The sequence below is a fragment of the Parageobacillus galactosidasius genome (assembly GCF_002217735.1).
Classification (GTDB): Bacteria; Bacillota; Bacilli; order Bacillales; family Anoxybacillaceae; genus Parageobacillus_B; species Parageobacillus_B toebii.
The window spans coordinates 1,539,093-1,559,019 of sequence record NZ_NDYL01000001.1 but is presented as its reverse complement, the minus strand read 5'-3'; the positions used below and the strand labels follow the sequence as shown (position 1 = coordinate 1,559,019).

The following is a 19,927-nucleotide window of genomic DNA, read 5'->3' as shown; positions in this document are numbered from 1 at the left end:
ATCAAGTTCACCCTATTACCGTGTTAAACAATAAACTTCTTCTAGCCAATTTTCTGGAATATTATCCAAAGGAAACTTAACTAATAATCTACAGTTATAGTAACCACTGTCTGATTCTTCAATATAATATCTATTATGCTGCGGGCTTTTTTGAAAACCCTTATAAATCTCTAAAACATTATCATCCAAATTGATAATATAAGCCCATTCACAAAATAGACTATATTTAATAAAGTCGCTGTTATCAATCATATATCGTAAACCGTTTTTATAAGCGTTTAAATCTCCTTGTGCATTTCTTAATAGACAATACCAATCATCTACTGAACCAGTAGAAACCATATCATTATAATATGTAATACATTCCGTAATCTGTTCTGCTGTTGGTTTATCATCTTCATTTACCATGATAATTCGATCAAAAATTTCATCCATTTCTTCAATAGTTGTGTTTCGAATAAAATCTACAATTTTTTTACCTAACCATTCTGGATAACTATCAAAATGATTATATGTAGCTTTTGTTACTCCGTTTCTATAAAATCCATACATGCCTCTAGTTCCCATTAGAGTTCTCCTTCCTTTTTAGTTTTGTGATTTTGAATTATTTTTCTTTGAATCATTTTTCGTTCATGTGTTGTGTAATAAACATATTTTTCACCAAACGAAGAAGACGATTTTTCATCTGCATGAACAGTCACATTAGGATAATTTTGCTTAAATTCATCTTCATCAAGAATACGCATATGGAATAATGGTACTCCTGTAACAGACATGCGCACATTATCAGACCAGCCTTCTTCTTTTAACTTTTGAATATTCTTATGCATTTCTTCTTCATTGTTATGAAAGACATGAATAACTTCTTTTTTAGTGTATTCAAAAATAAGCATTTATACTTCCCCCTTTCAATCACCTGTTTGTTTTTGCAACAACAAGCCCGCCGACAGGCGGGAAACTATTTAACAATGACAATCCACGACTACTACTTTTGTGTTCGGATAACGATCTAATATCTCTAAATATTTTTGTCTCCATATTTCTTCTTGTTCCTCAGTATCTTCTAAATCATCTCGATCATACCAGTGGCCATCCGGTGTTAAAACAGCCAAAGGAATACATTTGCCTTTAACAGCTTTCTCCTTTGCAATAGATACAGCAACTACATTATTTTCTACATCATCAAAATAAGGAAAATGACTAATGGTTTGGTCTTGTGTTAGCCATCCACTCCAGCGGCCGCCAATCACATACCAATCCCAACGACCATTGGGATTATCTGTAGTCAGCATGTGCCCAGTTCCGTCACATTCTTTACATTCTGGATTAGGTTTTTGATACATTGGGTGTTCTTTTTCTTTTTGTTCTCTTAGCTCAAGAAATGGCCGAATATATTCACTCCATGATGGTCTTGTTTCTTTGGGCAAAAAATTATATTCATCTTCCAATTCTGAAAATGTTTTTCCATATCCTTTTGCAGCTAATTCCCAAGATTCTATCGTAGCAATATCATTGACACAATAACATCGTGTTGCATACGGATCTACTGATTTATTCTCATCAAACGGATCTAACATGGCACTAATTACATCAGGAATGTCATACACCTCAATAAAATCTGGAACAAGTACATGTAAAACATAATGCATGATAGAACTCCTTTCAGGAATCTTTATTCATCATCATCTTCTGAATAATATTGATCTTCGCATTCATCGCTACAAAAGTCTTCTGAATAAGTTCCATCATGGATAGTATCACATTTCAAACAAACAAACGACTCTTCTTTATGAATAAATGTAATTCTAATAGCAACAATTTCTCCTTTTTCATTTTTGGCAACACTCAAATCGTATAGACCGTCACCAAAGCCGCTAGTGCTGACAACTCCACCATTAATAACTCCTGCTTGCTGCTTGCTTAACGTAACAGCGCAACAATACGCATACCATTTGTCACCTTTATCAGAAATTGATATTCCATCAAATAACTGCGCATTTTCAGGAACAGTATTATCGTTTTTATAATGTGAATAATTAAAAATTCCTGCTTGGCCACTATCTACAGTAATGCGATCTTCTAATGAAATCCATTCTGCATGCTCGTAAGGTACGGATTGATGAAAAACCATCAGTTCAGAAATGTGTTCTCCCCATTCACCTTCATCTGTTATTGTTGCATATGCTCTCCATTCTCCATTACAAACATCTTCTAAAATTGCTTGACACCGTATTCCTAAGCTATAACATGGATCGGAAACAACAACTTTGCGATCTGTTACTTTAAAAGTGCCTAACTTTTTCATTTATCTTGCTCCTCCCCACTTTGATCCACTACAATGGTATAAAGCATTTTGTCTTTAATTATGTCAGCAGTACCATTCATAAAACCAATTGCTTTTGCTGGAATACGAGAAGAGCCACGATAAAATTGCACATCTACGCAACTTTCCTCTTTGCCGCTTTGCATGACACAAAGGGTAACGTAATGATTATTAGGCAGTTTAATGCTAAACGTATGCATAAACTCACCTTTTTGTGGATCCAAATGAGAAAGATCAACAAAAGTGTGTTTACAATCATTGAAACGAGGATATTCGTATGTATTAGTATTAGATAAAGCTTGAACAGTTGCCATTATGCATGGTCTCCTTTCTTTTTTTATTATTTTTATTTTTTGGGCTGATAAAATAAACGGCCTCCTTATACATCAAAAGACTAATGAAGCAATCGCTGCTTACGCTTTATATCTTGTTCTGCTTGAGCACGCAACATCTTTTCAGCATACATTATTTCGCCTTCTTTATTATTACAAAATTTTACTGTCAACTTATAAGTGTATGTTCCTGCGTGTTTGTAATACAATGACATATCTTCTAGTAAAAGAATAAGGTTACGAATAATGTTTAATTTATTCAATCATATTAAAATCTTTCATTAAACATTATTCTTTGTTAAGCTACATTTAGCTTAACAGGGTGTAACCCCACACCCTCTACTCCATCTGCAAATGCATTTGGAGATACTTTCTTAATAATCTGATAAGCTCCATTCACATCTGCATTAATTAAAATTCCTTTATTACTTCTAAACAAGCCTCTTTTAATTCTTCTGCTTTTATCATAATTTTCTTTTGTTGGAGCTTCGCCATCTAAAAATGATGTTCCACTTGTATATGATTCATCTGTTAATACAATCTTAATTCCAACTTCTTCACATTTATATTGCAATTGCTTAATAAACATGTCATAAGGAATTTGTACGAATGATTGATTTAATCGTTTTCTTAAATTGATCTCTTGTTTCCAATTGTCATTTTTACCAATAACAATCGTATCAATATTATGATGAACACACCAATTTACAACATATCTGCTTGCTTTGTGCATAAAATCCTTCATCTTATTATTTCGTTTTAATGTTAATTTTTCTAATCTTTTACTCCAATCTAGTCCATTTTGTTTCTTTAAAATGCTTTTAAAATATGATAATTGTTTGTTGTAGTATTGATTTATGGATTTGATACCTTTGCCATTAATAACAATCGGTGTTTCACCGATGTTATTTACCATAGTTACAAAGTTATCTAATCCTAAATCAATACCTACAACACGATTACTTTCACGAATTATATCTGGAATTTCTTTTTTATAAACAACTTCAATTATGTAAATACTTCCCTTTGGTACAATTCGCACTTGTTGTAAACCCTCTGTAACTTTTGTCTTTAACTTTAAATCGGTTTTAGGAAATTTAATATATCCATCTTTAATTTTGCATTGCTGATTCGTAAAAATTACAACATTACGACCATTTTTCTTTTTATATTTAGGCAATTTTGGTTTACCTAAATATTTATCTTTATTTTTACTCCAATCCTTTATCGCTTTAAAAAACGACTTCCAATTCTTATCTAGTAATTTTAATATTTGTTGTGATGTTTGAGCAGGCAACTTTTTATAAACACCTTCTTGTTTTAACATTTTATCTAATGAATTATATCTAATCCATTTATTATTATTTACAAATTCTTGTCGTATAATATAATTAGCATAATTATATAAATTCTTTGATTTAAAACATAAATCGTCACACATTTGCCACAATACGTTTGTTCGTTTAATTTGATGTTGTTCTACTCTTGTGACAAACAAATTTTTCACCTCACTTTAAAGGGGTGGAGTCTTTTGTTTATTTGCGATAAAATCAACATTTTTATTTAAAAACATTAATATGTTATATCAATTTTAATATTTTATCAAACTATACTTCCTCCTCATTACAGTTATGTTTGCACAATGCGCAATTGAAAATCTTCTTTTGGATTTAACAACCAGATAGGTTGATTTGCATACGATGTTCTAGCATAATACAGGCATTGATAAGTTCCACCTTTCGATCCATCAAAAACAGCCACAATAATTCCACTGTGATCTACCATATACTCATTTCGTTTATGCATTTTTTGTTTGCTATATTCTCCTATTGGAACCTGTGGAACTCGATAATCTTCTAAAGTATCTACATATACCACTTCATCTGCTTTTTCTAGCATTTTTCTGTACCAATATTTATGTTCATCCTTCCAATATTGATCTTGTTTTTCGAATGGCACTGCAACAATATTTTGAATGTGGGAATGTTTTTGCTTCATCAAGTGAACACACCAAAAAGCTGCTTGATCTGTTCCTAATGCTCCGCCACTGATGAATCTAGTAATTCCATGTCTGATCACTAATGTATTAATAACATTCAAAAGTTGATTTTTTAACTTTTGCATGATTGGATTGTTCCAATCATAGCCACCAAGCTTATTAGGACGGTGACCAGTAAAACAAGCGGTTATTCTTCTCGTATTCATGTGATTTCGCAATATTTTTTGTCTTCGCTCAAAATCTGTTTGATTCATTACTAATGTGTTTGGAAACGAAAACATTTTAATCCTACCTCTCTGCATAGTTAAAAATACCCTAAAAGCCCGCCGACAGGCGGAAAACAAACAAAAATTAGTTTTTAAAATAATCATTACGTTCAGTCATATAGATCCTCCTTAACACAAATAATCACTATAAAACCAGCCGAAAGGCTGGTTCTCAATTATACAAGATTATTTTATTTGATAACATACCAATTACCATCTAAAACACCTTCAATAGTCATCATTGGATTTGCTGAACTTCCTGGAACAAAGCGATATGTATCGCCGTCACATTCAACTTCAATAATTTCTCCATCTTTGTAAGCTTCAAATGCTGTGCTATAAGATACAGGATAGCGTTGTTGCTCTTTTAATTTATATACCACATTAGCAGTATCGGAATTGATCGGGAATAATTCATCTGCATCATCTGCATATACTAGATCGCCATATTCATCTATTGTTACTTCAACTAGTTCATCATCAATGGTTGTGACCGCTACCAAGCCTGGTTTTAATACATCTAGTAGTTCAAGTAATGTATAACCTTCATTAGATTTTTCGGCTGTTTTCTCTTTTTCTTCTTTCAAATTTTCTCTATAAAATTCTTCATAATCTTTAGTTAATTTTTCTTCAGATGAACCAGTTATTAGGCATAAAAGCGGTAAAACCACACTCTTTTTAAATTCTTCTGGTGTTGGTAAACCTTGTTTTGACATATTCTCTTACCCCTTTACTATAATTTCTTCTGTATCCTCATAAGCGGGAACCCGTTTCATCAACTCTATTTCTGAATACAGTTTCCCTGCTTTAAATAACAATTCCTTGTATTCTTCTGTATGAGATAAACCTTGTGATTCCATATCGTTGATTTCTTGTAAAACTTCTTGATATTTTTTCTGCAAATACTCTAGCTGGCTTAATGAACGATGCATGGATGCCTCCTCCATAAAAAAGCAAAATATTCGTCACTACAAATGATAACAGAAGGTATTCATTTATGTCAAATAAAAAATGTAACACAATACAACATTTTCTATAGATATCTTAATTTATCTTTGAAATACTGTATTGTGTTACATTGATTATTATGTATTTTTCGTTGCATTTTATTTACACGAAATAACTACCATCTGTTAGAATTTCATTCTAACATTAAAATTACAATCAAAAACATAAACAATATGATTGCTGCAGTAATCATTCTAGTTATTTTAAATGACAGTATTAAAATTGCGATATTTACACTGATTAATAACACGATTGAGAAAGTGAATACATTTTTAAATGTTATTTTCAACCTTCTTAGAAATTCATCCATATAATCACCCTACTTTACTGATTGCTTAACCAATTCTCAATATATTTAAGGATATTTTTACCATAATCATCATATTCCTCTAAATACATTCTAACCAATTTATTATGTAATTCCTCATCAATCAACCAGGACCAAGCAATATAATGCTGAATACTTCTATCCGCAGATAATCCTCTTCCATTATTCGCTTTTTCCCAAGCAAAATCCAAATAATCTCTCATTTTTCTTAAAACATCTTCTTTTGTTTTAAGTCTATCTTTTTCCCACAATTCTTTCGCATCTGGTCTGCTTAAAAATTCTTCCGACAACATATCTTTTACATCTTCAAAAGGTAGTGCCTCTGCAATATCATATTTTCCAAACCCAAATACATCTGCTTTAAAACCTTCTTCAACTTTTTGTTTAATTTCATCTATTGTTCTAATAATCATGCAAATTTCCCCCTTTTAAACAAATTCAGGATTTCTTCTCAATGCAAGAATCGGATCATCGCCAAACATCATTACATCTTTAATGCTACATACATATTTTTCTGTCCAAATAACTACCGGTCTACCATTATCATTTAATTGCATTGCAACAAATTTATCATCCAATAACTGTTCGAGTTTATCTTTAGTGATTGTTATAGTTTCATCATTTGTTAGATCAATAATCTGAAAATTAACCCATTCTTTTTGTATTTTCATAATCTCACCTCCAATGTCTCTTTTCAGTAGTCTAAATACGCATCAAATTCTTCTTCATTAATCTCATTTAGAATATTCAACATCTCTTTTCCATAATCAGAAAGCCAGGATCCTCCTACGCTACCGCCATGTTCTAACAAACCCGCCTCATTAAGTTGATCAAGAACAAACTCTACAATTCCATCTTGGATACCAGTGAAATAATATTTTGCTTCTTTGTTTTCTTTAAAACCAAACAATTCAGCTAATCGCTTTTTATATTCTTCATAAGGCAAATCTTGTTCGTATCTATCATTAATTAGATTTAATAATCCTTTAATAAACTTGAGTCGAAGATCAGGGCTTCCGCAGCCGCATAAACGCAAATCTTCAAAATACATCTTCTGTATTTTCTTAGCATAAGTTTCAAATTTTTCGTAATCCATGGAATTACCTCCTTACAGATTAATAAAACAGTTTCCCTTCACTTATCCCTTTTTTAATTTCATCTTCACTCATATATTCAATGGATAGATTAGAAACCCAAGAAAGTCTCATATCTTCATTTTGGGCTTCTTCAAGTGTATCAAATGTACCCCAGATCCTTCCGTATCCACCCCATATATTTTCAATTAACACAAATTTTCCATCTTCTTGTAATTGTTCTTGATTATTCATTCTTCATTCTCCTTTTTTATCTTCATCAAAGCATGGAAAGTACTTCTTTTAATTTCATCCAACAACTCAAATGCTTCATGTGGAGTTAAACCATCATCGGCTACCAATCCAGTTAGACCAGCTATAATTAATTGTTGGTTGATATTATTTAAATCTAGTTTCATTCCTCTTCCTCCACTTCTACACCTACTGCTTTCAATGCAGCTACACATATTGCTTTTGGTGTTAAGAAGAAGATCATCCATCCTGCATCTATTAAATTACCTCTGTTTTTTGTTTCTTCAGGAGTAACTTCTCTCTGTAATTCATCAATGAAACGTTTTCTAATAGAAAATCTCGCTTCCTTCATCTTCTCGACAACTGGCCAAGCTTCCGCAAAGCTAGATGAATAATGAGGTAAATCTAGACTAATTGCGCCTTCACGAAAATATCCAGCAATATATGGGCTTTCTTCCCAACCCATGATTTTTGTATGTACTAATCGATCAATCTTACGCAGATCCATTTCGTTCCACCTTTCTTTTCACATGAATTTGACACTCCCCATGACTAAAGTCAGGGGATTCTTGGGAACTCCTGTCCATTGACAGGATAATAAACATTAAGCTGGTTCAATATACACAACAATAGCTTTTTTCCATTCAAGTTGATCAATCCGTTTTCTAACTTGTTGATTTACCCATTCGTTTTGTTCATCTGATAAAGGAAATTCATTAAAATGTTTGTCAGCAATTTCTTCAGCTATATAGTCAAATAACTCGTCTTGATTATCAACTCGAAACCAAACTATATCATCTACGATAGTGTATTCATCGAGTATAATCCTTTTTGGCTGTCCCAACGTATAGTAATGATCAGACCCTTCTTCTGGATACATAAAAATGAGTTCTCGGTCAGGATTGTCTTGTAATAGTTGAAGCAACTCTTTTGTTTTGCTGTTCATTAAATTCACTCCTTCACAGTTTGTGTCAAATACATATTACCACCACTTATAACGAAAACCTTGAAATCCTCTTACCTGAATATCCAAATGTTCTATTCTTAAATCATCCATAATGATCTGACATCTTCCTGACCATGTTCTTCCCGTTGTTTCACATGTCATTGTTGAATTTTCAATAATATCGACAACCTTCATAGATGACTCAATTTTTCCGTCTTTTACGAAGTAGACCCTATCACCAATTTTTAATCTTCTCGGCACTTTTGATAATGTCCAAAATTGAACTAAATCCTTCTCTAACATATCTTGTGTTTCTCTATCATCGTTTTCATACTCAGACTTTGGAATTGTAACTACAATGTCTATACTTATCATCCTTTCTATTGCACAACATGTATCTATCATAAAACAAAATGAATTTCATGTAATCTTTATATCGTTCATTTAAGTTTCTTCTATTGGCTCACAATCATCTTGATCAAACACCCATCCATCATGATATAAATCCCAACTACCATCAGAACATTCTTTAACAGCTTCCAAAGTAACAACACTACCTATCTCAAAAGGATGACAACAAGTATTAGCTATTATTTTTACCTTTTGCCCAACATAGAACTTCTCATTCTGTTTCACACTCTCACCCCATTAATTTGAAACATATGTCTATTATGTAACACAATACTTATTTTGTATCCTGTTGTTTTTTCTTCTCTTTGATCTTAGCCTCCATAATTACAGCAAATACCCATAGTATTAACGCAAGAATTGGTTGGACAATAAAACAAAAGAAATCATAATAATATTGAACAGTTGGTGTTTTTATATTAAGTTTAATAATAACATGCAAGGTGTGATATATGGAAAAACCAATCACAAAAAACAATGCATTTCGAAGCGTAAAGAACGTCATCTCCTTATTGATACTAAGTTAACTATGCGCAAGCTTTTGCAAACGATCAATTTCCTTTTGCTGTTCTCTCACTAAATTAAGCAAAAATGGAATATCTTCTCTTGCATGCGCAATAAATTCTGCATTTTCTTTGTCAATAAACACACGATAATGTGGCTCATATATACAAATTCCTAATGTAACAATACCAACAACATCTTTTAATTGTGGATGTTTGTAATCTGTTACAATTCTTCTTTCTGCTAAATACTCTTTACCATCTTCATAAATCTTTTCTTGTACTTTCCATGGACCTGGAGATGCTTTTTGTACTCGATCTTGGATTTCTTGAAGTCGTTTTTCTATGTTATTCATTTTTCACCCTCCAATATTGCAATGCTTGTTTAGCCCATGTTTGTAATACAGATTTAGGAGCATTAGTGTACGCTATCTTTTTTAATATTTCTTCATAATGCTCTGCTTGTTCTGTTTTCAAAATTTGTCGTAATTTATCGCTCATTTGATTCCCTCCGATACTCCGATAACAATTCTGGATTTTCGTAAATATTACCAATGATTTCACCAATTTCATCAATTTCATTCAGTAAGTTATATCCCTTTAATGTAGGCGAATAAGCCATAAAGGAAGCAGTTTGTTCTGACCACTGAATAACAACGTAGTTGTCTCCATATCCCTGAACCTTTAGGATATCTCCCTCATAAATTCTTCTTCCATTTTTGTCTTTTCGGCCGGTATACATTCTAAAAACTAAGTCATTTAAGTCTGCAAATTCAGATAAGCCAACAGGCTCTTCCCAATAGACATTTGGATCATTTTCATCTTGTGTGTATAGAATCCATTTATCTCGAAATACATCAACAGATTCTAAATACTGCCTTGGAGAAACGCCTATAATAAGTGCTTGAAATTTAATCTCTTTCATTTTGTTCACTCCAATTCGATGTATCCAATATGCTTTTGATAAACCAAAACTTGAACTGTTTGATTATCTAATATATCAAAATAAGAATTGACGATTTTCCATCCATACTGTTTCATTTTCTTTGTATGTTCTTCCATTTCCTTATCATCTTTATAAGCAAATTTCAATTGTCCTACTAATTGATTGTCAATACAAATCATTCATATATCACCTACATTATTCATACCAAGTTTCTAATTGCTTCAAAAATTCTTCTATTTCACCAATTGCACATACAAGACCCATGATTTTTCCTATTATTGAAGCTTTTCTTCTTTCTGTCTTTGCATTGAAAAATTCCTTTTCATACTCTTCAATTTTATCTTCTAGTCGTTTCAAAATAGTTTGGGCAAACTCTTTATGATCCAATATTAATTCTTTATTATCTTTTTGTTCAACAATCCAACCCAAATCTAAAGATACTCCATAATCATATTTTCCCTGTTCAGACCACTTTTTAAGTATGTATAAAGCTCGTTTGCGATTAATTGGCAACTCATCAATTAGCTCTCTTGGCTTCTTTTTCGCAATTTTTAACAATTAGTAAAACATTTCTTCTTCACTTTTCCGTAACTGTAATAATCGTTTATATTGCTCTTTTGTCATATTAGCACTCCTTCTTAATTAATTGTTAATACTCAATAGTCCATTGACCTTCAAATAAATCTTGCCATGTCAAAAGCCATGCATCATCTTCATGGTGAAGCTCAAGACTTTCTTGAATTGGTTCTACATTTGAAAAAGAAATCTTTTTACCCTTATGGTGTAATGTTACAGATTTGCATTTGCCTTCTCTTAATGCATTCATTGCAGTTCCAAATTTGACATATCGAGGACGAATACGCCATCTTGCACTCAAAATATTATGATTTAAAATAAATTGGGCATAACCTTTTGTGTTGCCTTCTGAACTACAAAAATTCATTCCATGTTCATTTTTTATCACACAATATTCTCTTCCTAATATATCAACACCTTCTGCTATTTCTTCTATTGCCTTTAGTTGGTCGATCATTTGTCCGGTTGTTAATGGATACTCCATATGAATTCCTCCATCTATTAATTTTGCAAACATAATCGTTTCCACTCCTTAAATATCTCAGTAAACATTCTTTTCTCTAATTTCTTTTTAATTCTTTTGTTTTTAGTTCTGTTTCTTATCTTTGTTAATCGATCAATTTCTTTGTATAGCCAATGATTCTCACCAAATAACAAACAAACTAATTCATCAAAATCATATAAAGGTTTCTTAATATTTATATCAATACTGCCAGATATACTGTTTAATAGAAGCTCATACATAGGTTTTTGTTCGCCTTCACAATTTGTAACAACCTCTATTTCTTCAGTTTGCCCAACCAACAATTCTTTACCCGTTTCAGAATCATAAAAAATAACATTGATCTGATCGCTTGAGACTAGTCCCACTGCTATCACTCCATTTCTTAAAGTGAAAATGACATATTTACTGTATGATATTTAAACCTTGAACAGTATTTGAATCTTCTTTTTTAATATGCAACAGCTTCCAATCGGCATCAGCGGCATAATCCATTAAGTAATCAATATCCTCTAATGTAAGATCATTAGTATTTTGAATATCATAAGATGAATCAATTTCTGCTTCTAGTATTACTTTGTATTTAAACATGTGATGACCCCCTAAGTTGTCTTATTTACTGGTATTTTTCTCCTCATCAGGAATTAAGTCTGGATTTTCAAATATATTACCAATGACTTTACATGTAGATAGAATACCTTTTCCAAAACCATAATCACAATATTCATATAGTTGCTGAATCTCAGAGATTCCTAATAATTTTCGAAGTGAAGGCCCTTTTATCCAGGCCCCTAAATAGTTAAAATGCACAACAGCACGATAAGGATAGGATTTGAATTCAGTAACTTCTACAATATCTCCTTCATAAATTTCTTTACCGGTGTCATCAAATAGTCCTGTAAATTGAGTAATAATTGCATCCTCAACTTCTATCCAATCCGGAATAGTATAAGTATCACCATCTTCATCAGTAACTTGAATTCTACGCTGAAATGTAAACAGTCTTAATCCCGTACATTTTTTCCAATCAAATTCAAACTTATAAGAATTTAAAGGGTATGTGTCTTTATCAGAATAAATCATTTTCTCTCCTGTCCATGCTCGAACCTTGAAAACATACATTTATTTTCACCCTTTGATAATATATATGTTCTATTCATGTATTTGTACTTTTGCTGGTTTTAACACAAGTTTTGTATAATCATTGCGAAAAATAACCGTATCACCTTGGATTGTGATAAACTTTTCATATGTATGTATAACCTTTTCTTTAGAATAAATAGTCACCCTACGGCCGTAATCCGGTTCACGATATTGAACGTATTGATGTCGTAAATCAAATGCAGCAAACAATAATATGACTAACACACTAACCCAAAACCATATCTTTTTCATCATTTTGCGCACCACTTTTACATAATTCGTACTCATAATGCTCTGCTGCTAATACTTCTTCTACTTTTTGAATACGTTCATAAGCAGACGTAACACAATATCCACGTTGCAATAGCTCATAAAACAATGCTTTTACTCCTTTATCCAAATGGTACATATCCTCTAATTCATCCACATAAACTAAACAACGATCCCAAGTTTCATGGTCTCCGTTATGAAAAGATTCTGTACGGAAGTCAGGACAAATTAATTTATACATACAGCTCCCTCACTTTTATTTATTTTGATTTGATTAACAATAATTATATTTAAATTCATATTATGTATATATTCCTTTGGATATCTTCATTTATATAATATATAAAACATCTTTGTAACACAATACACATTTTATCTTAAATATCCTAAAAAATTCTCCAATTTTCTTAAAAAATCTTTGAACCTCTCCACCTTACAGAAGGTGGAGATTCTTGAGAAGTTTGGTAGTTTACACTACCCTTATTCTCAAGGGGTGGTTCAAGCACCCATTATCCCTCGCAATTTGTATTGCTCTGGGAATACCTTTGATATATTTTCTTAATATATTCAATGCACCATCAGCATTCGCAATTCATCTCCCACCTAAAGAAGTGGGAGTCTTCTTGCTTATTTACGATAAAAAATAAAGACCGACACGTTTTTGTGTCGGCCTACATTACTTTTTGTTTTAACCGTTTGGCTTGATTTTTCAACATTCTTTCTAGTGCCAGACGTGTGAAGTCCTGATGGCGAGCTTTCATTTTTCCGCCTTCTAGAATGTTTTGGGCCATTTCTGCCTTCCGCTGCAGGATCTCGATAAGGTGTTCATCGTACCCTTCACTCATGACGAGATACATAATCGTAATATTTGGGTGTGGGTTTCCGGTACGGTCAATACGACCTATTCTTTGCTCAATAAGCGTTGGATCCCATGGCATATCAATGTGAACCATATAGTTGGCGACCTGAAGGTTGAGGCCCGTTGAGGCAGCGTCAGTTCCGAGAAATACTTTGCAATTTGGATCATTACGGAACTTTTCCACTGCCCATTCTTTTTCACGGTCTGGTAATTGACCATGATAAATTACACTCGTTGTTGGAATATATTTATGAATTAATTGAATCATTCGCTCAAATTGACTAAATACCACGATCTTGGAGTTTGGCTCATCATTTATAATTTGATGATAAAAATCTAAGAAATAATCTAATTTTGGTGACTTAGTAATTTCTTTTTCTGTTATATTAAGTTCATTTAATATGCGATGAGCCATGTGGGAATCAGACATCTTAAATAGCTCTGGCGAATCACAATTAACAAGCAAGAATGTAGTATATCCTTGGATCATGCCATCATAATATTCTTTTGCCTGTTCTTCATTGAGAAACATGCCATTAATCACGGTACCATTTGGACCGATGGACCGGGACTCTTCTTTTAATTCTTCAATTTTGTACATAATATAATCCTGTATCTTGATTTGAGCATCGGACATTTCTAAGAAAATATGGTCATGTTTCACTTTTGGAAGTTGCTGTTGAATTTCCGGCATTTCTTTGGTGCGGCGAATAAAATATGGAGCAATTCTATAATACAACTCTCCGTCATTCATAGAGCCAGTTACACCATAACGAGGATGATACTTACAGTATCGTTCACGGAATTCTTCCCACGGACCAAGAATATTGTCATCTAAGAAGTGAAATAAACTCCATATTTCTGTCGGCTTACCTTGAATCGGTGTGGCTGTCGCAATAAATCTGTATGGAATATATTTTAATTCATATGTTGCCATTGCATTTTGGGAAGGTTTTAAGCCTAATACCTTATCAGTTACACCTGTTTTAATCTTTTGGGCTTCATCCAGCGCTACAATATCGAATGGGATTTTCTTAATTTCTTTCATATACTTTTCGTTCCGTAGGGATTCATAATTAATAATTAAAAATCTGACATCGTTACGAGAAGCGAAGCCTTTGATTAGTTTTAAGCGTTTAGCTGGATCCCCTACTACAGCAATGGCAGGTTCACCCATAAATTTTTCTACTTCTTTTGCCCATTGACGCTTCAATGCATTAAGAGTAACAATTAATGCTCGTTTTGCTTTTCCTTTATTAAATAGAATCTGACAAGCTCCTAGTATTTCTGGAGTCTTTCCTAAACCCACTGAATCAAATGTTGCCGCACGGCCACGATCTGCAAGGAAATGAGCTCCTACCTTTTGATATGGATATGGTTTTAGTTTCCACGTTTTAAAGTCATCTTCATCTCTCCAGGATAAATGTTTCTTCACTAACTCATCGTTTACTGGAACATCCTTCACAATTTCTTCTAAGGGCTGTACCCATACGATTTGATTCCCAAACTGACGAAGCAACTCCCCTATCATTTCTTTGGGAAACATCCACTCACCGGTATCCATTTTAAAAGATCGGCCGGGAATGGCACGAATTTTATTCAGAGTTAATTCAAATGTTTCTGCTGTATCTAAAATACGGACATAAATCATGCCGTATTGTTCTCTAACCTGTATCAAGAAATGTGTCCCCCTTTCTACAATCATTAGGGATGATTATACTATTCATTATAACAAATTTTGTATATTTCTTAAACATTACTTCATTTTTCAGGGGAAATCGATGGGGAGGAATAATTGTAGGGAGGAACAATCATAGAGGAAAAGATCAGCCAAACGCAAATATGCATTCAGCTGATCAGATATGATTAGAATGGGAGATTTTCATCATTTATCTCTGGTTTAGTTATGTCTATTGGATTTTGGAAGGAACCTTGGGATCCAGAAAAAGCTGGCTGTGGTTGATCTTGAAATTGTACTGGTTGTTGCATTTGTTGTTGAGCTTGCTGTTGTTGATTCCAGGCAGCAGCTTGTCCAAATGCAGTATTTGCTGTCCAGTTTTGATTCTGGAATCCTTGGAAACCACCGAAAGAACCAAGTGCTTGTGCCGGAGTTTGATTTACGATAAGTTCTTTTGCTTTCTCAAAAGCAACTTCCATGATCATTCTTTCGTAGATTCCAGCAAGCATGCGTCTTTCATTGCTCATTTCTTGGATGTACACGATTTCTGTTTGATTTTCATCAATCATCACCATTCCGTTTTGTGCACCTTGTCCAGCGGCTTTAATTAAAGATGGAGCGTCTGCTCCATTCTTATGGATTGGGATATAACGTTTCTTAGGTGGCAGCATGTGAGAATTGTATTTGTCAACGAATGTGTCTGTATTACGATCATAACAAGAATCATAACCAACTAGATAAGGAGCATTAGTATGTTCAGAAATGGTAACAAAGAAATTTGTTGTTAGCATGTGGAATGGTGAATTTTGATCAATTACAGTCATTGTGATGCTAACACCATTCTTTCTTTGCAAAGCAGTAAACCAAAGTTGATCATTCATTGGATAAGTAGCAAATCTAGTATTATAGCGTTGCTCCACTCCTTCACCATTTTGGAATTTACTATACACAACTTGTAGATGGGAATACAATTGGCTAAAATTTGGGATATGTAATTCTGCAAAGCGCCCAGTTGTGCTAAATAAATCATCATTGTATCTGGACTTATCTACTCGATAAACCAATGTCCACCCTGCTGTAACAGAATTGGATATATCTTTAACCGTAACAGGATATTTTCCATATTGAGCAGGCTGAACGTCTACTTGAATAGCACTTGCTACTTTCTCACGGATCATGTTTAAAATGAATGACATGAAGATTCCTCCTTATTAAGATTTAATTAATTTGTTTTCACCAAGCTCGCCGACAGGCGACAAAAAATAAATTAATTCATTTTGGAAAACATTTTATGTAATAAAGCAATGATCAATAAAATTGGGGCATATACTACATGCCCCGTTGCACATAGTAGTAAAAATGCAACAGCGTAGAACATTATAACAACGCACCCTCTTTAACTAGGGCACGTTCATATTCAAATAGAACATCTTCAAACATAGCAGCTTGAGCCATTCTCCAAATAGCAAGAGCATTATTCCCTTGTCGAATTGCTATTTCCACTTCATTATTGATTTCATTTATCCAGTAACTTAAAATTTCGCATTTCTCTTGCAACGTAAAATCTTTTAATCTGCGTTTTAATTCTTTAATATTGGTTACACCAGACAAATTTGGTTGTTGCAACATCATATATCCTCCCCTTTTTAATAAACATTTTTTGTTGTCAAAGGAAAAGATGTTTCACAACATCTCTTTCTTTGACAACAAAAAAGAGTGCTCGCTATGGAGCACTCCAGAAACAACTATTTTGTTAAATTAAAATCCAACCTATTTAAATCGAAATCATAAGATGGCTTTAACTCTTTAACTGTCTTTATTAATTCCATAACATCTTTTAAATCTAAATTTTGTACTTCAACTTCTACATTTTCTAGATTAATATTCATTTCTGGAATAAGGTCTGTTTGAGGAATTTGTACTTGCATTGAACCTACTTTATATGAAAAATTCAAACCCATAGTAGTTCCTCCTTATTACAATCAATTTAATTTTCCACAAAGCCCGCCGACAGGCGGCAAAAAAATATCAAATATCAATAGAAAATTATTTATGTGAATAATAAGCTAATAAGACCAAAAATCATGCCAATAATAAAAAAGCCTAAAAAGATTTCCCAAACACTTAATCCATCCCATGGATGTTCTTCCTGATGATCTTCTTTTTTACCATTTAAACGAAACATTACTTATCCTCTCCTCCAAAGTAATATTCAAAAAATGATATTCTCCTCTGAATAACGGGGATTCGGTATGTTTCTCCAGCTTGGATGCGACCAGCAGAATCTAACCCATTTTCTTGTCGCACGTATGAAAGTAAATCCCGAATATCTTTATTCGGATAATGTTTATTAAATTCCTTGACAACTGAATACATGGTATCCCCTTTTTGCGCTTGATAAGAAACGTATTTTACCTCATATTTAGGACACCATGCATATATAAAAGCAAGTACACAAAGCGTCATCATAAATACCATTAAAAATGTTCTTACAACACGATATATATTAATTCTTCTTCTTTGCTTTTGATGTATGTTAATTTTTCTTTTTTGTTTTTTAGATCGAATATTTGAATGCTGAACAACTATAGTTCTCATTATAATTCCCCCTTTTATGGCAACACCACTTCTTTTAAAGTTTTCTTCGCTCTCATAGCATACTCACTTGAGCGGTGAATCACCACAAGATTATAATCCGGGTTTGGACTTTCCTTTTGGTAATGCACTTTATAGTGCAACGATTTTTGTTGTAGTAAATCATAAATTTCTTGCCAAAGGTCTGCGTGTTGCAGTTCTCCTCCATCTTTCCGTTTCCAATTATTTTTTGACCATTCGTAAATGTATTTATTTAGTCCGGAAGAAACTTGAGGAATTTGTGTGTAAATATGTATAAAAGCTTTTTGCTTAATTGCACGCAGCCCGGCAATAACCGCTTTCAAAGTCATTCTAGTGACAGTGGTATTTGAGCCATATCCACCAAGCGTTTTTATATACGGTCTGCCAAGCATATTACAATACAATAAAGCGCAATAACCGCCATTCCCCTCTTTATCAGCGGTCCCAGAAACCCATAGATCGATTCTTAATTTATCGAACTCTAACTTGCTCAATAGAAAACCTCCTCTCTTGAATTTCTGTTGCATTTCACAAAGTCCACCGATAGGTGGTAAAAAAGAAAAAGACTTGCCTAGAACGGCAAGTCCTTTGTAAATTCTTCTAATTCTTCTTCAGTTAATTCAAAATCGTTATCTGTTGGTATAGTATATGACTTGACACTCCCCATGACTAAAGTCAGGGGATTCTTGGGAACTCCTGTCCATTGACAGGATAATAAGAATATTTCACCAAGCTCGCCGACAGGCGACAAAAACAAGCCGTAGGCTTGTGTGAATCATTGCTGATAAGTGAATAACAAATGATGGAATAGATATAAAACACAAATGAATATGAAACAACGAATGATTCATCATTACACAAACACAATATAAATACAAGTGATTCATTGATTATTAGTGATTCATCATGATGAACAATGTGACTGATAAACAATGAATCACTGATAATCAATGAATCATTAATAAATAAATAATGAATCATCAACTGTAACGAATAATTTACTAATGATCATTATCTAAGAAGAAAATGATGAATCATTTATAATAAATGTTTCACAACTGGTTTAATAATGATGCATAATAAAGGAGGAGTTAATCACTGATGATCGAAGCATTATATAAGGTTGTTGTGTGAAGGAGGAATAGAATGGAGATTAACACAAATGTGTGGCAAATCACTGAATTTGCCGAAAAAATAACTGAAGGCTTGGAAGGGACAATTCATTACAACACCGTAGATAAATGGTTTAAAGAGCTTGAAAAAAGAGGAATACATTATGTAAATCGTGTGGCCGGGGAAAAGGTTTATGATGAGTTAGACCTCGCCATAGGGAGATTCATCTATAAGAGACGACAAGAAAAATGGCGCTTGGATGTCATCTTTGAGCATCTTCCGAAATATGTAGAAGTACGTCCGTTTCCGGCTGAATGGGAAAGCAATCAAGACATAATAGATCCATCGCAAATAGAAAGAAAAATTGTTCGTACGGTAATGGAAGAACTAAATAAAGAACTCAGCAAGGTAAAAGAAGAACTATTACAGACTGTAAAGGAAGTAGCGGCTGCACAAGTAGCCACTATGCTGCCGAAACCTAAAAATGATGCACAAGAACGAATGGAAAAATTAAATATGATCATTCTACAAAAACGAATAGAACATAAATTAGAAGAAGAAGCCATCAAATTGTGGAATCAAAAACCGGAAAGTGAACGGATGAAGAAAGTTGGATGGTTCCGCAAAGAAGAGGATCTAATTAAACGAGAAGAGTTTATACGAAAGTATAAAGAGGAAAATTTCGAGCGAATGTTAAGAGAGGAATTAGGTATAGAGGATCACTAAAACAGTGATCCTCCTTTTTATTAAAAAATATAAAAATATTTTTTATGTAAATAAGAAAAT

37 protein-coding genes are annotated in these 19,927 nt (G+C 33.0%); 1 reads left to right on the top strand and 36 read right to left on the bottom strand.

The genetic code is table 11. The features are described from left to right. Positions 1-15: 15 nt before the first annotated feature. The 36 genes from B9L23_RS08180 to B9L23_RS08005 form a co-directional block, all read right to left on the bottom strand. Positions 16-567, bottom strand: coding sequence for a hypothetical protein (locus tag B9L23_RS08180; RefSeq protein ID WP_089097291.1), 552 nt, complete (start codon positions 565-567; stop codon positions 16-18). Continuing rightward, positions 567-893: a hypothetical protein gene (locus B9L23_RS08175; RefSeq protein WP_089097290.1), complete on the bottom strand. Its 327-nt coding sequence runs from the start codon at positions 891-893 to the stop codon at positions 567-569. Before B9L23_RS08175 ends, B9L23_RS08180 begins: the two co-directional genes overlap by 1 nt. A gap of 69 nt (positions 894-962) precedes the next feature. Beyond that, on the bottom strand, positions 963-1,649 hold the full coding sequence (locus B9L23_RS08170; protein WP_089097289.1) for a hypothetical protein: 687 nt from the start codon (positions 1,647-1,649) through the stop codon (positions 963-965). A 23-nt stretch (positions 1,650-1,672) separates the two neighbouring features. Continuing rightward, entirely contained in the window at positions 1,673-2,305 is a 633-nt protein-coding gene (locus B9L23_RS08165; RefSeq protein WP_089097288.1) for a DUF4241 domain-containing protein, read from the bottom strand. Continuing rightward, a complete protein-coding gene (locus B9L23_RS08160; protein ID WP_089097287.1) occupies positions 2,302-2,637 on the bottom strand; it encodes a hypothetical protein in 336 nt (111 codons plus the stop codon). Before B9L23_RS08160 ends, B9L23_RS08165 begins: the two co-directional genes overlap by 4 nt. Before the next feature lie 316 nt (positions 2,638-2,953). Next, complete coding sequence (locus B9L23_RS08150; RefSeq protein ID WP_245842323.1) at positions 2,954-4,162, bottom strand: RNA-guided endonuclease InsQ/TnpB family protein; 1,209 nt, start codon at positions 4,160-4,162, stop codon at positions 2,954-2,956. A gap of 122 nt (positions 4,163-4,284) precedes the next feature. After that, positions 4,285-4,935 carry an SLOG family protein gene (locus tag B9L23_RS08145; protein ID WP_089097284.1) on the bottom strand — a complete coding sequence of 217 codons (651 nt, stop codon included), beginning with the start codon at positions 4,933-4,935 and terminating at the stop codon, positions 4,285-4,287. Between the two features lie 176 nt (positions 4,936-5,111). Continuing rightward, a complete protein-coding gene (locus tag B9L23_RS08140) occupies positions 5,112-5,636 on the bottom strand; it encodes a hypothetical protein (RefSeq protein ID WP_089097283.1) in 525 nt (174 codons plus the stop codon). A 6-nt stretch (positions 5,637-5,642) separates the two neighbouring features. After that, complete coding sequence (locus tag B9L23_RS08135; protein WP_089097282.1) at positions 5,643-5,852, bottom strand: hypothetical protein; 210 nt, start codon at positions 5,850-5,852, stop codon at positions 5,643-5,645. 400 nt (positions 5,853-6,252) lie between these two features. Continuing rightward, positions 6,253-6,669 carry a hypothetical protein gene (locus B9L23_RS08130; RefSeq protein ID WP_089097281.1) on the bottom strand — a complete coding sequence of 139 codons (417 nt, stop codon included), beginning with the start codon at positions 6,667-6,669 and terminating at the stop codon, positions 6,253-6,255. A 15-nt stretch (positions 6,670-6,684) separates the two neighbouring features. Then, positions 6,685-6,927 (bottom strand): hypothetical protein, encoded by a 243-nt coding sequence (locus B9L23_RS08125; RefSeq protein WP_089097280.1) that lies wholly within the window; start codon positions 6,925-6,927, stop codon positions 6,685-6,687. A gap of 23 nt (positions 6,928-6,950) precedes the next feature. Beyond that, complete coding sequence (locus B9L23_RS08120) at positions 6,951-7,352, bottom strand: hypothetical protein (protein WP_089097279.1); 402 nt, start codon at positions 7,350-7,352, stop codon at positions 6,951-6,953. Between the two features lie 19 nt (positions 7,353-7,371). Next, positions 7,372-7,584, bottom strand: coding sequence for a hypothetical protein (locus B9L23_RS08115; RefSeq protein WP_089097278.1), 213 nt, complete (start codon positions 7,582-7,584; stop codon positions 7,372-7,374). After that, positions 7,581-7,748 carry a hypothetical protein gene (locus tag B9L23_RS20395; protein WP_169712535.1) on the bottom strand — a complete coding sequence of 56 codons (168 nt, stop codon included), beginning with the start codon at positions 7,746-7,748 and terminating at the stop codon, positions 7,581-7,583. The genes B9L23_RS08115 and B9L23_RS20395 overlap by 4 nt, the downstream gene beginning before the upstream one ends. Further along, positions 7,745-8,089 (bottom strand): BC1872 family protein, encoded by a 345-nt coding sequence (locus tag B9L23_RS08110; protein ID WP_089097277.1) that lies wholly within the window; start codon positions 8,087-8,089, stop codon positions 7,745-7,747. The genes B9L23_RS20395 and B9L23_RS08110 overlap by 4 nt, the downstream gene beginning before the upstream one ends. A 96-nt stretch (positions 8,090-8,185) precedes the next feature. Continuing rightward, positions 8,186-8,527 carry a hypothetical protein gene (locus B9L23_RS08105; protein WP_089097276.1) on the bottom strand — a complete coding sequence of 114 codons (342 nt, stop codon included), beginning with the start codon at positions 8,525-8,527 and terminating at the stop codon, positions 8,186-8,188. Positions 8,528-8,563: 36 nt separating this feature from the next. Further along, positions 8,564-8,932 carry a hypothetical protein gene (locus B9L23_RS08100; protein WP_141103853.1) on the bottom strand — a complete coding sequence of 123 codons (369 nt, stop codon included), beginning with the start codon at positions 8,930-8,932 and terminating at the stop codon, positions 8,564-8,566. A 39-nt stretch (positions 8,933-8,971) separates the two neighbouring features. Beyond that, the gene (locus tag B9L23_RS08095; RefSeq protein ID WP_089097274.1) at positions 8,972-9,163 is read right to left on the bottom strand and encodes a hypothetical protein; all 192 of its coding nucleotides are present in this window, start codon (positions 9,161-9,163) and stop codon (positions 8,972-8,974) included. A gap of 295 nt (positions 9,164-9,458) precedes the next feature. Then, on the bottom strand, positions 9,459-9,794 hold the full coding sequence (locus B9L23_RS08085) for a hypothetical protein (protein WP_089097272.1): 336 nt from the start codon (positions 9,792-9,794) through the stop codon (positions 9,459-9,461). Beyond that, positions 9,787-9,939 carry a hypothetical protein gene (locus B9L23_RS20390; protein ID WP_169712534.1) on the bottom strand — a complete coding sequence of 51 codons (153 nt, stop codon included), beginning with the start codon at positions 9,937-9,939 and terminating at the stop codon, positions 9,787-9,789. Before B9L23_RS20390 ends, B9L23_RS08085 begins: the two co-directional genes overlap by 8 nt. Continuing rightward, on the bottom strand, positions 9,929-10,363 hold the full coding sequence (locus B9L23_RS08080) for a YopX family protein (protein ID WP_089097271.1): 435 nt from the start codon (positions 10,361-10,363) through the stop codon (positions 9,929-9,931). The genes B9L23_RS20390 and B9L23_RS08080 overlap by 11 nt, the downstream gene beginning before the upstream one ends. Positions 10,364-10,368: 5 nt before the next feature. Continuing rightward, positions 10,369-10,563, bottom strand: a complete 195-nt coding sequence (locus tag B9L23_RS08075) for a hypothetical protein (protein WP_089097270.1) — start codon at positions 10,561-10,563, stop codon at positions 10,369-10,371. A gap of 16 nt (positions 10,564-10,579) precedes the next feature. Next, positions 10,580-10,942 carry a hypothetical protein gene (locus tag B9L23_RS08070; protein ID WP_089097269.1) on the bottom strand — a complete coding sequence of 121 codons (363 nt, stop codon included), beginning with the start codon at positions 10,940-10,942 and terminating at the stop codon, positions 10,580-10,582. A gap of 91 nt (positions 10,943-11,033) precedes the next feature. Continuing rightward, entirely contained in the window at positions 11,034-11,477 is a 444-nt protein-coding gene (locus tag B9L23_RS08065; RefSeq protein ID WP_089097268.1) for a hypothetical protein, read from the bottom strand. Next, on the bottom strand, positions 11,462-11,830 hold the full coding sequence (locus B9L23_RS08060) for a hypothetical protein (protein WP_089097267.1): 369 nt from the start codon (positions 11,828-11,830) through the stop codon (positions 11,462-11,464). Before B9L23_RS08060 ends, B9L23_RS08065 begins: the two co-directional genes overlap by 16 nt. 37 nt (positions 11,831-11,867) lie before the next feature. Next, positions 11,868-12,053 carry a hypothetical protein gene (locus B9L23_RS08055; protein ID WP_089097266.1) on the bottom strand — a complete coding sequence of 62 codons (186 nt, stop codon included), beginning with the start codon at positions 12,051-12,053 and terminating at the stop codon, positions 11,868-11,870. 21 nt (positions 12,054-12,074) lie between these two features. Next, positions 12,075-12,584 (bottom strand): YopX family protein, encoded by a 510-nt coding sequence (locus B9L23_RS08050; RefSeq protein WP_089097265.1) that lies wholly within the window; start codon positions 12,582-12,584, stop codon positions 12,075-12,077. Between the two features lie 30 nt (positions 12,585-12,614). Further along, positions 12,615-12,860 carry a hypothetical protein gene (locus tag B9L23_RS08045; RefSeq protein WP_089097264.1) on the bottom strand — a complete coding sequence of 82 codons (246 nt, stop codon included), beginning with the start codon at positions 12,858-12,860 and terminating at the stop codon, positions 12,615-12,617. Next, positions 12,832-13,116, bottom strand: a complete 285-nt coding sequence (locus B9L23_RS08040) for a hypothetical protein (protein WP_089097263.1) — start codon at positions 13,114-13,116, stop codon at positions 12,832-12,834. The genes B9L23_RS08045 and B9L23_RS08040 overlap by 29 nt, the downstream gene beginning before the upstream one ends. Positions 13,117-13,546: 430 nt before the next feature. Further along, the gene (locus B9L23_RS08030) at positions 13,547-15,412 is read right to left on the bottom strand and encodes a DEAD/DEAH box helicase (RefSeq protein WP_089097261.1); all 1,866 of its coding nucleotides are present in this window, start codon (positions 15,410-15,412) and stop codon (positions 13,547-13,549) included. A 188-nt stretch (positions 15,413-15,600) separates the two neighbouring features. Beyond that, on the bottom strand, positions 15,601-16,608 hold the full coding sequence (locus B9L23_RS08025) for a hypothetical protein (RefSeq protein WP_089097260.1): 1,008 nt from the start codon (positions 16,606-16,608) through the stop codon (positions 15,601-15,603). Between the two features lie 181 nt (positions 16,609-16,789). After that, the gene (locus B9L23_RS08020; protein ID WP_089097259.1) at positions 16,790-17,041 is read right to left on the bottom strand and encodes a hypothetical protein; all 252 of its coding nucleotides are present in this window, start codon (positions 17,039-17,041) and stop codon (positions 16,790-16,792) included. A gap of 116 nt (positions 17,042-17,157) precedes the next feature. After that, complete coding sequence (locus tag B9L23_RS08015) at positions 17,158-17,373, bottom strand: hypothetical protein (RefSeq protein ID WP_089097258.1); 216 nt, start codon at positions 17,371-17,373, stop codon at positions 17,158-17,160. An 89-nt stretch (positions 17,374-17,462) separates the two neighbouring features. Then, entirely contained in the window at positions 17,463-17,597 is a 135-nt protein-coding gene (locus tag B9L23_RS21345; RefSeq protein ID WP_281255477.1) for a hypothetical protein, read from the bottom strand. Next, a complete protein-coding gene (locus B9L23_RS08010; RefSeq protein WP_089097257.1) occupies positions 17,597-18,010 on the bottom strand; it encodes a hypothetical protein in 414 nt (137 codons plus the stop codon). Before B9L23_RS08010 ends, B9L23_RS21345 begins: the two co-directional genes overlap by 1 nt. Positions 18,011-18,024: 14 nt before the next feature. Beyond that, complete coding sequence (locus tag B9L23_RS08005; protein ID WP_169712533.1) at positions 18,025-18,522, bottom strand: RNase H family protein; 498 nt, start codon at positions 18,520-18,522, stop codon at positions 18,025-18,027. Between the two features lie 652 nt (positions 18,523-19,174). Here B9L23_RS08005 and B9L23_RS08000 point away from each other — a divergent pair. Then, positions 19,175-19,867, top strand: coding sequence for a MerR family transcriptional regulator (locus tag B9L23_RS08000; protein ID WP_089097255.1), 693 nt, complete (start codon positions 19,175-19,177; stop codon positions 19,865-19,867). Positions 19,868-19,927 lie beyond the last annotated feature (60 nt).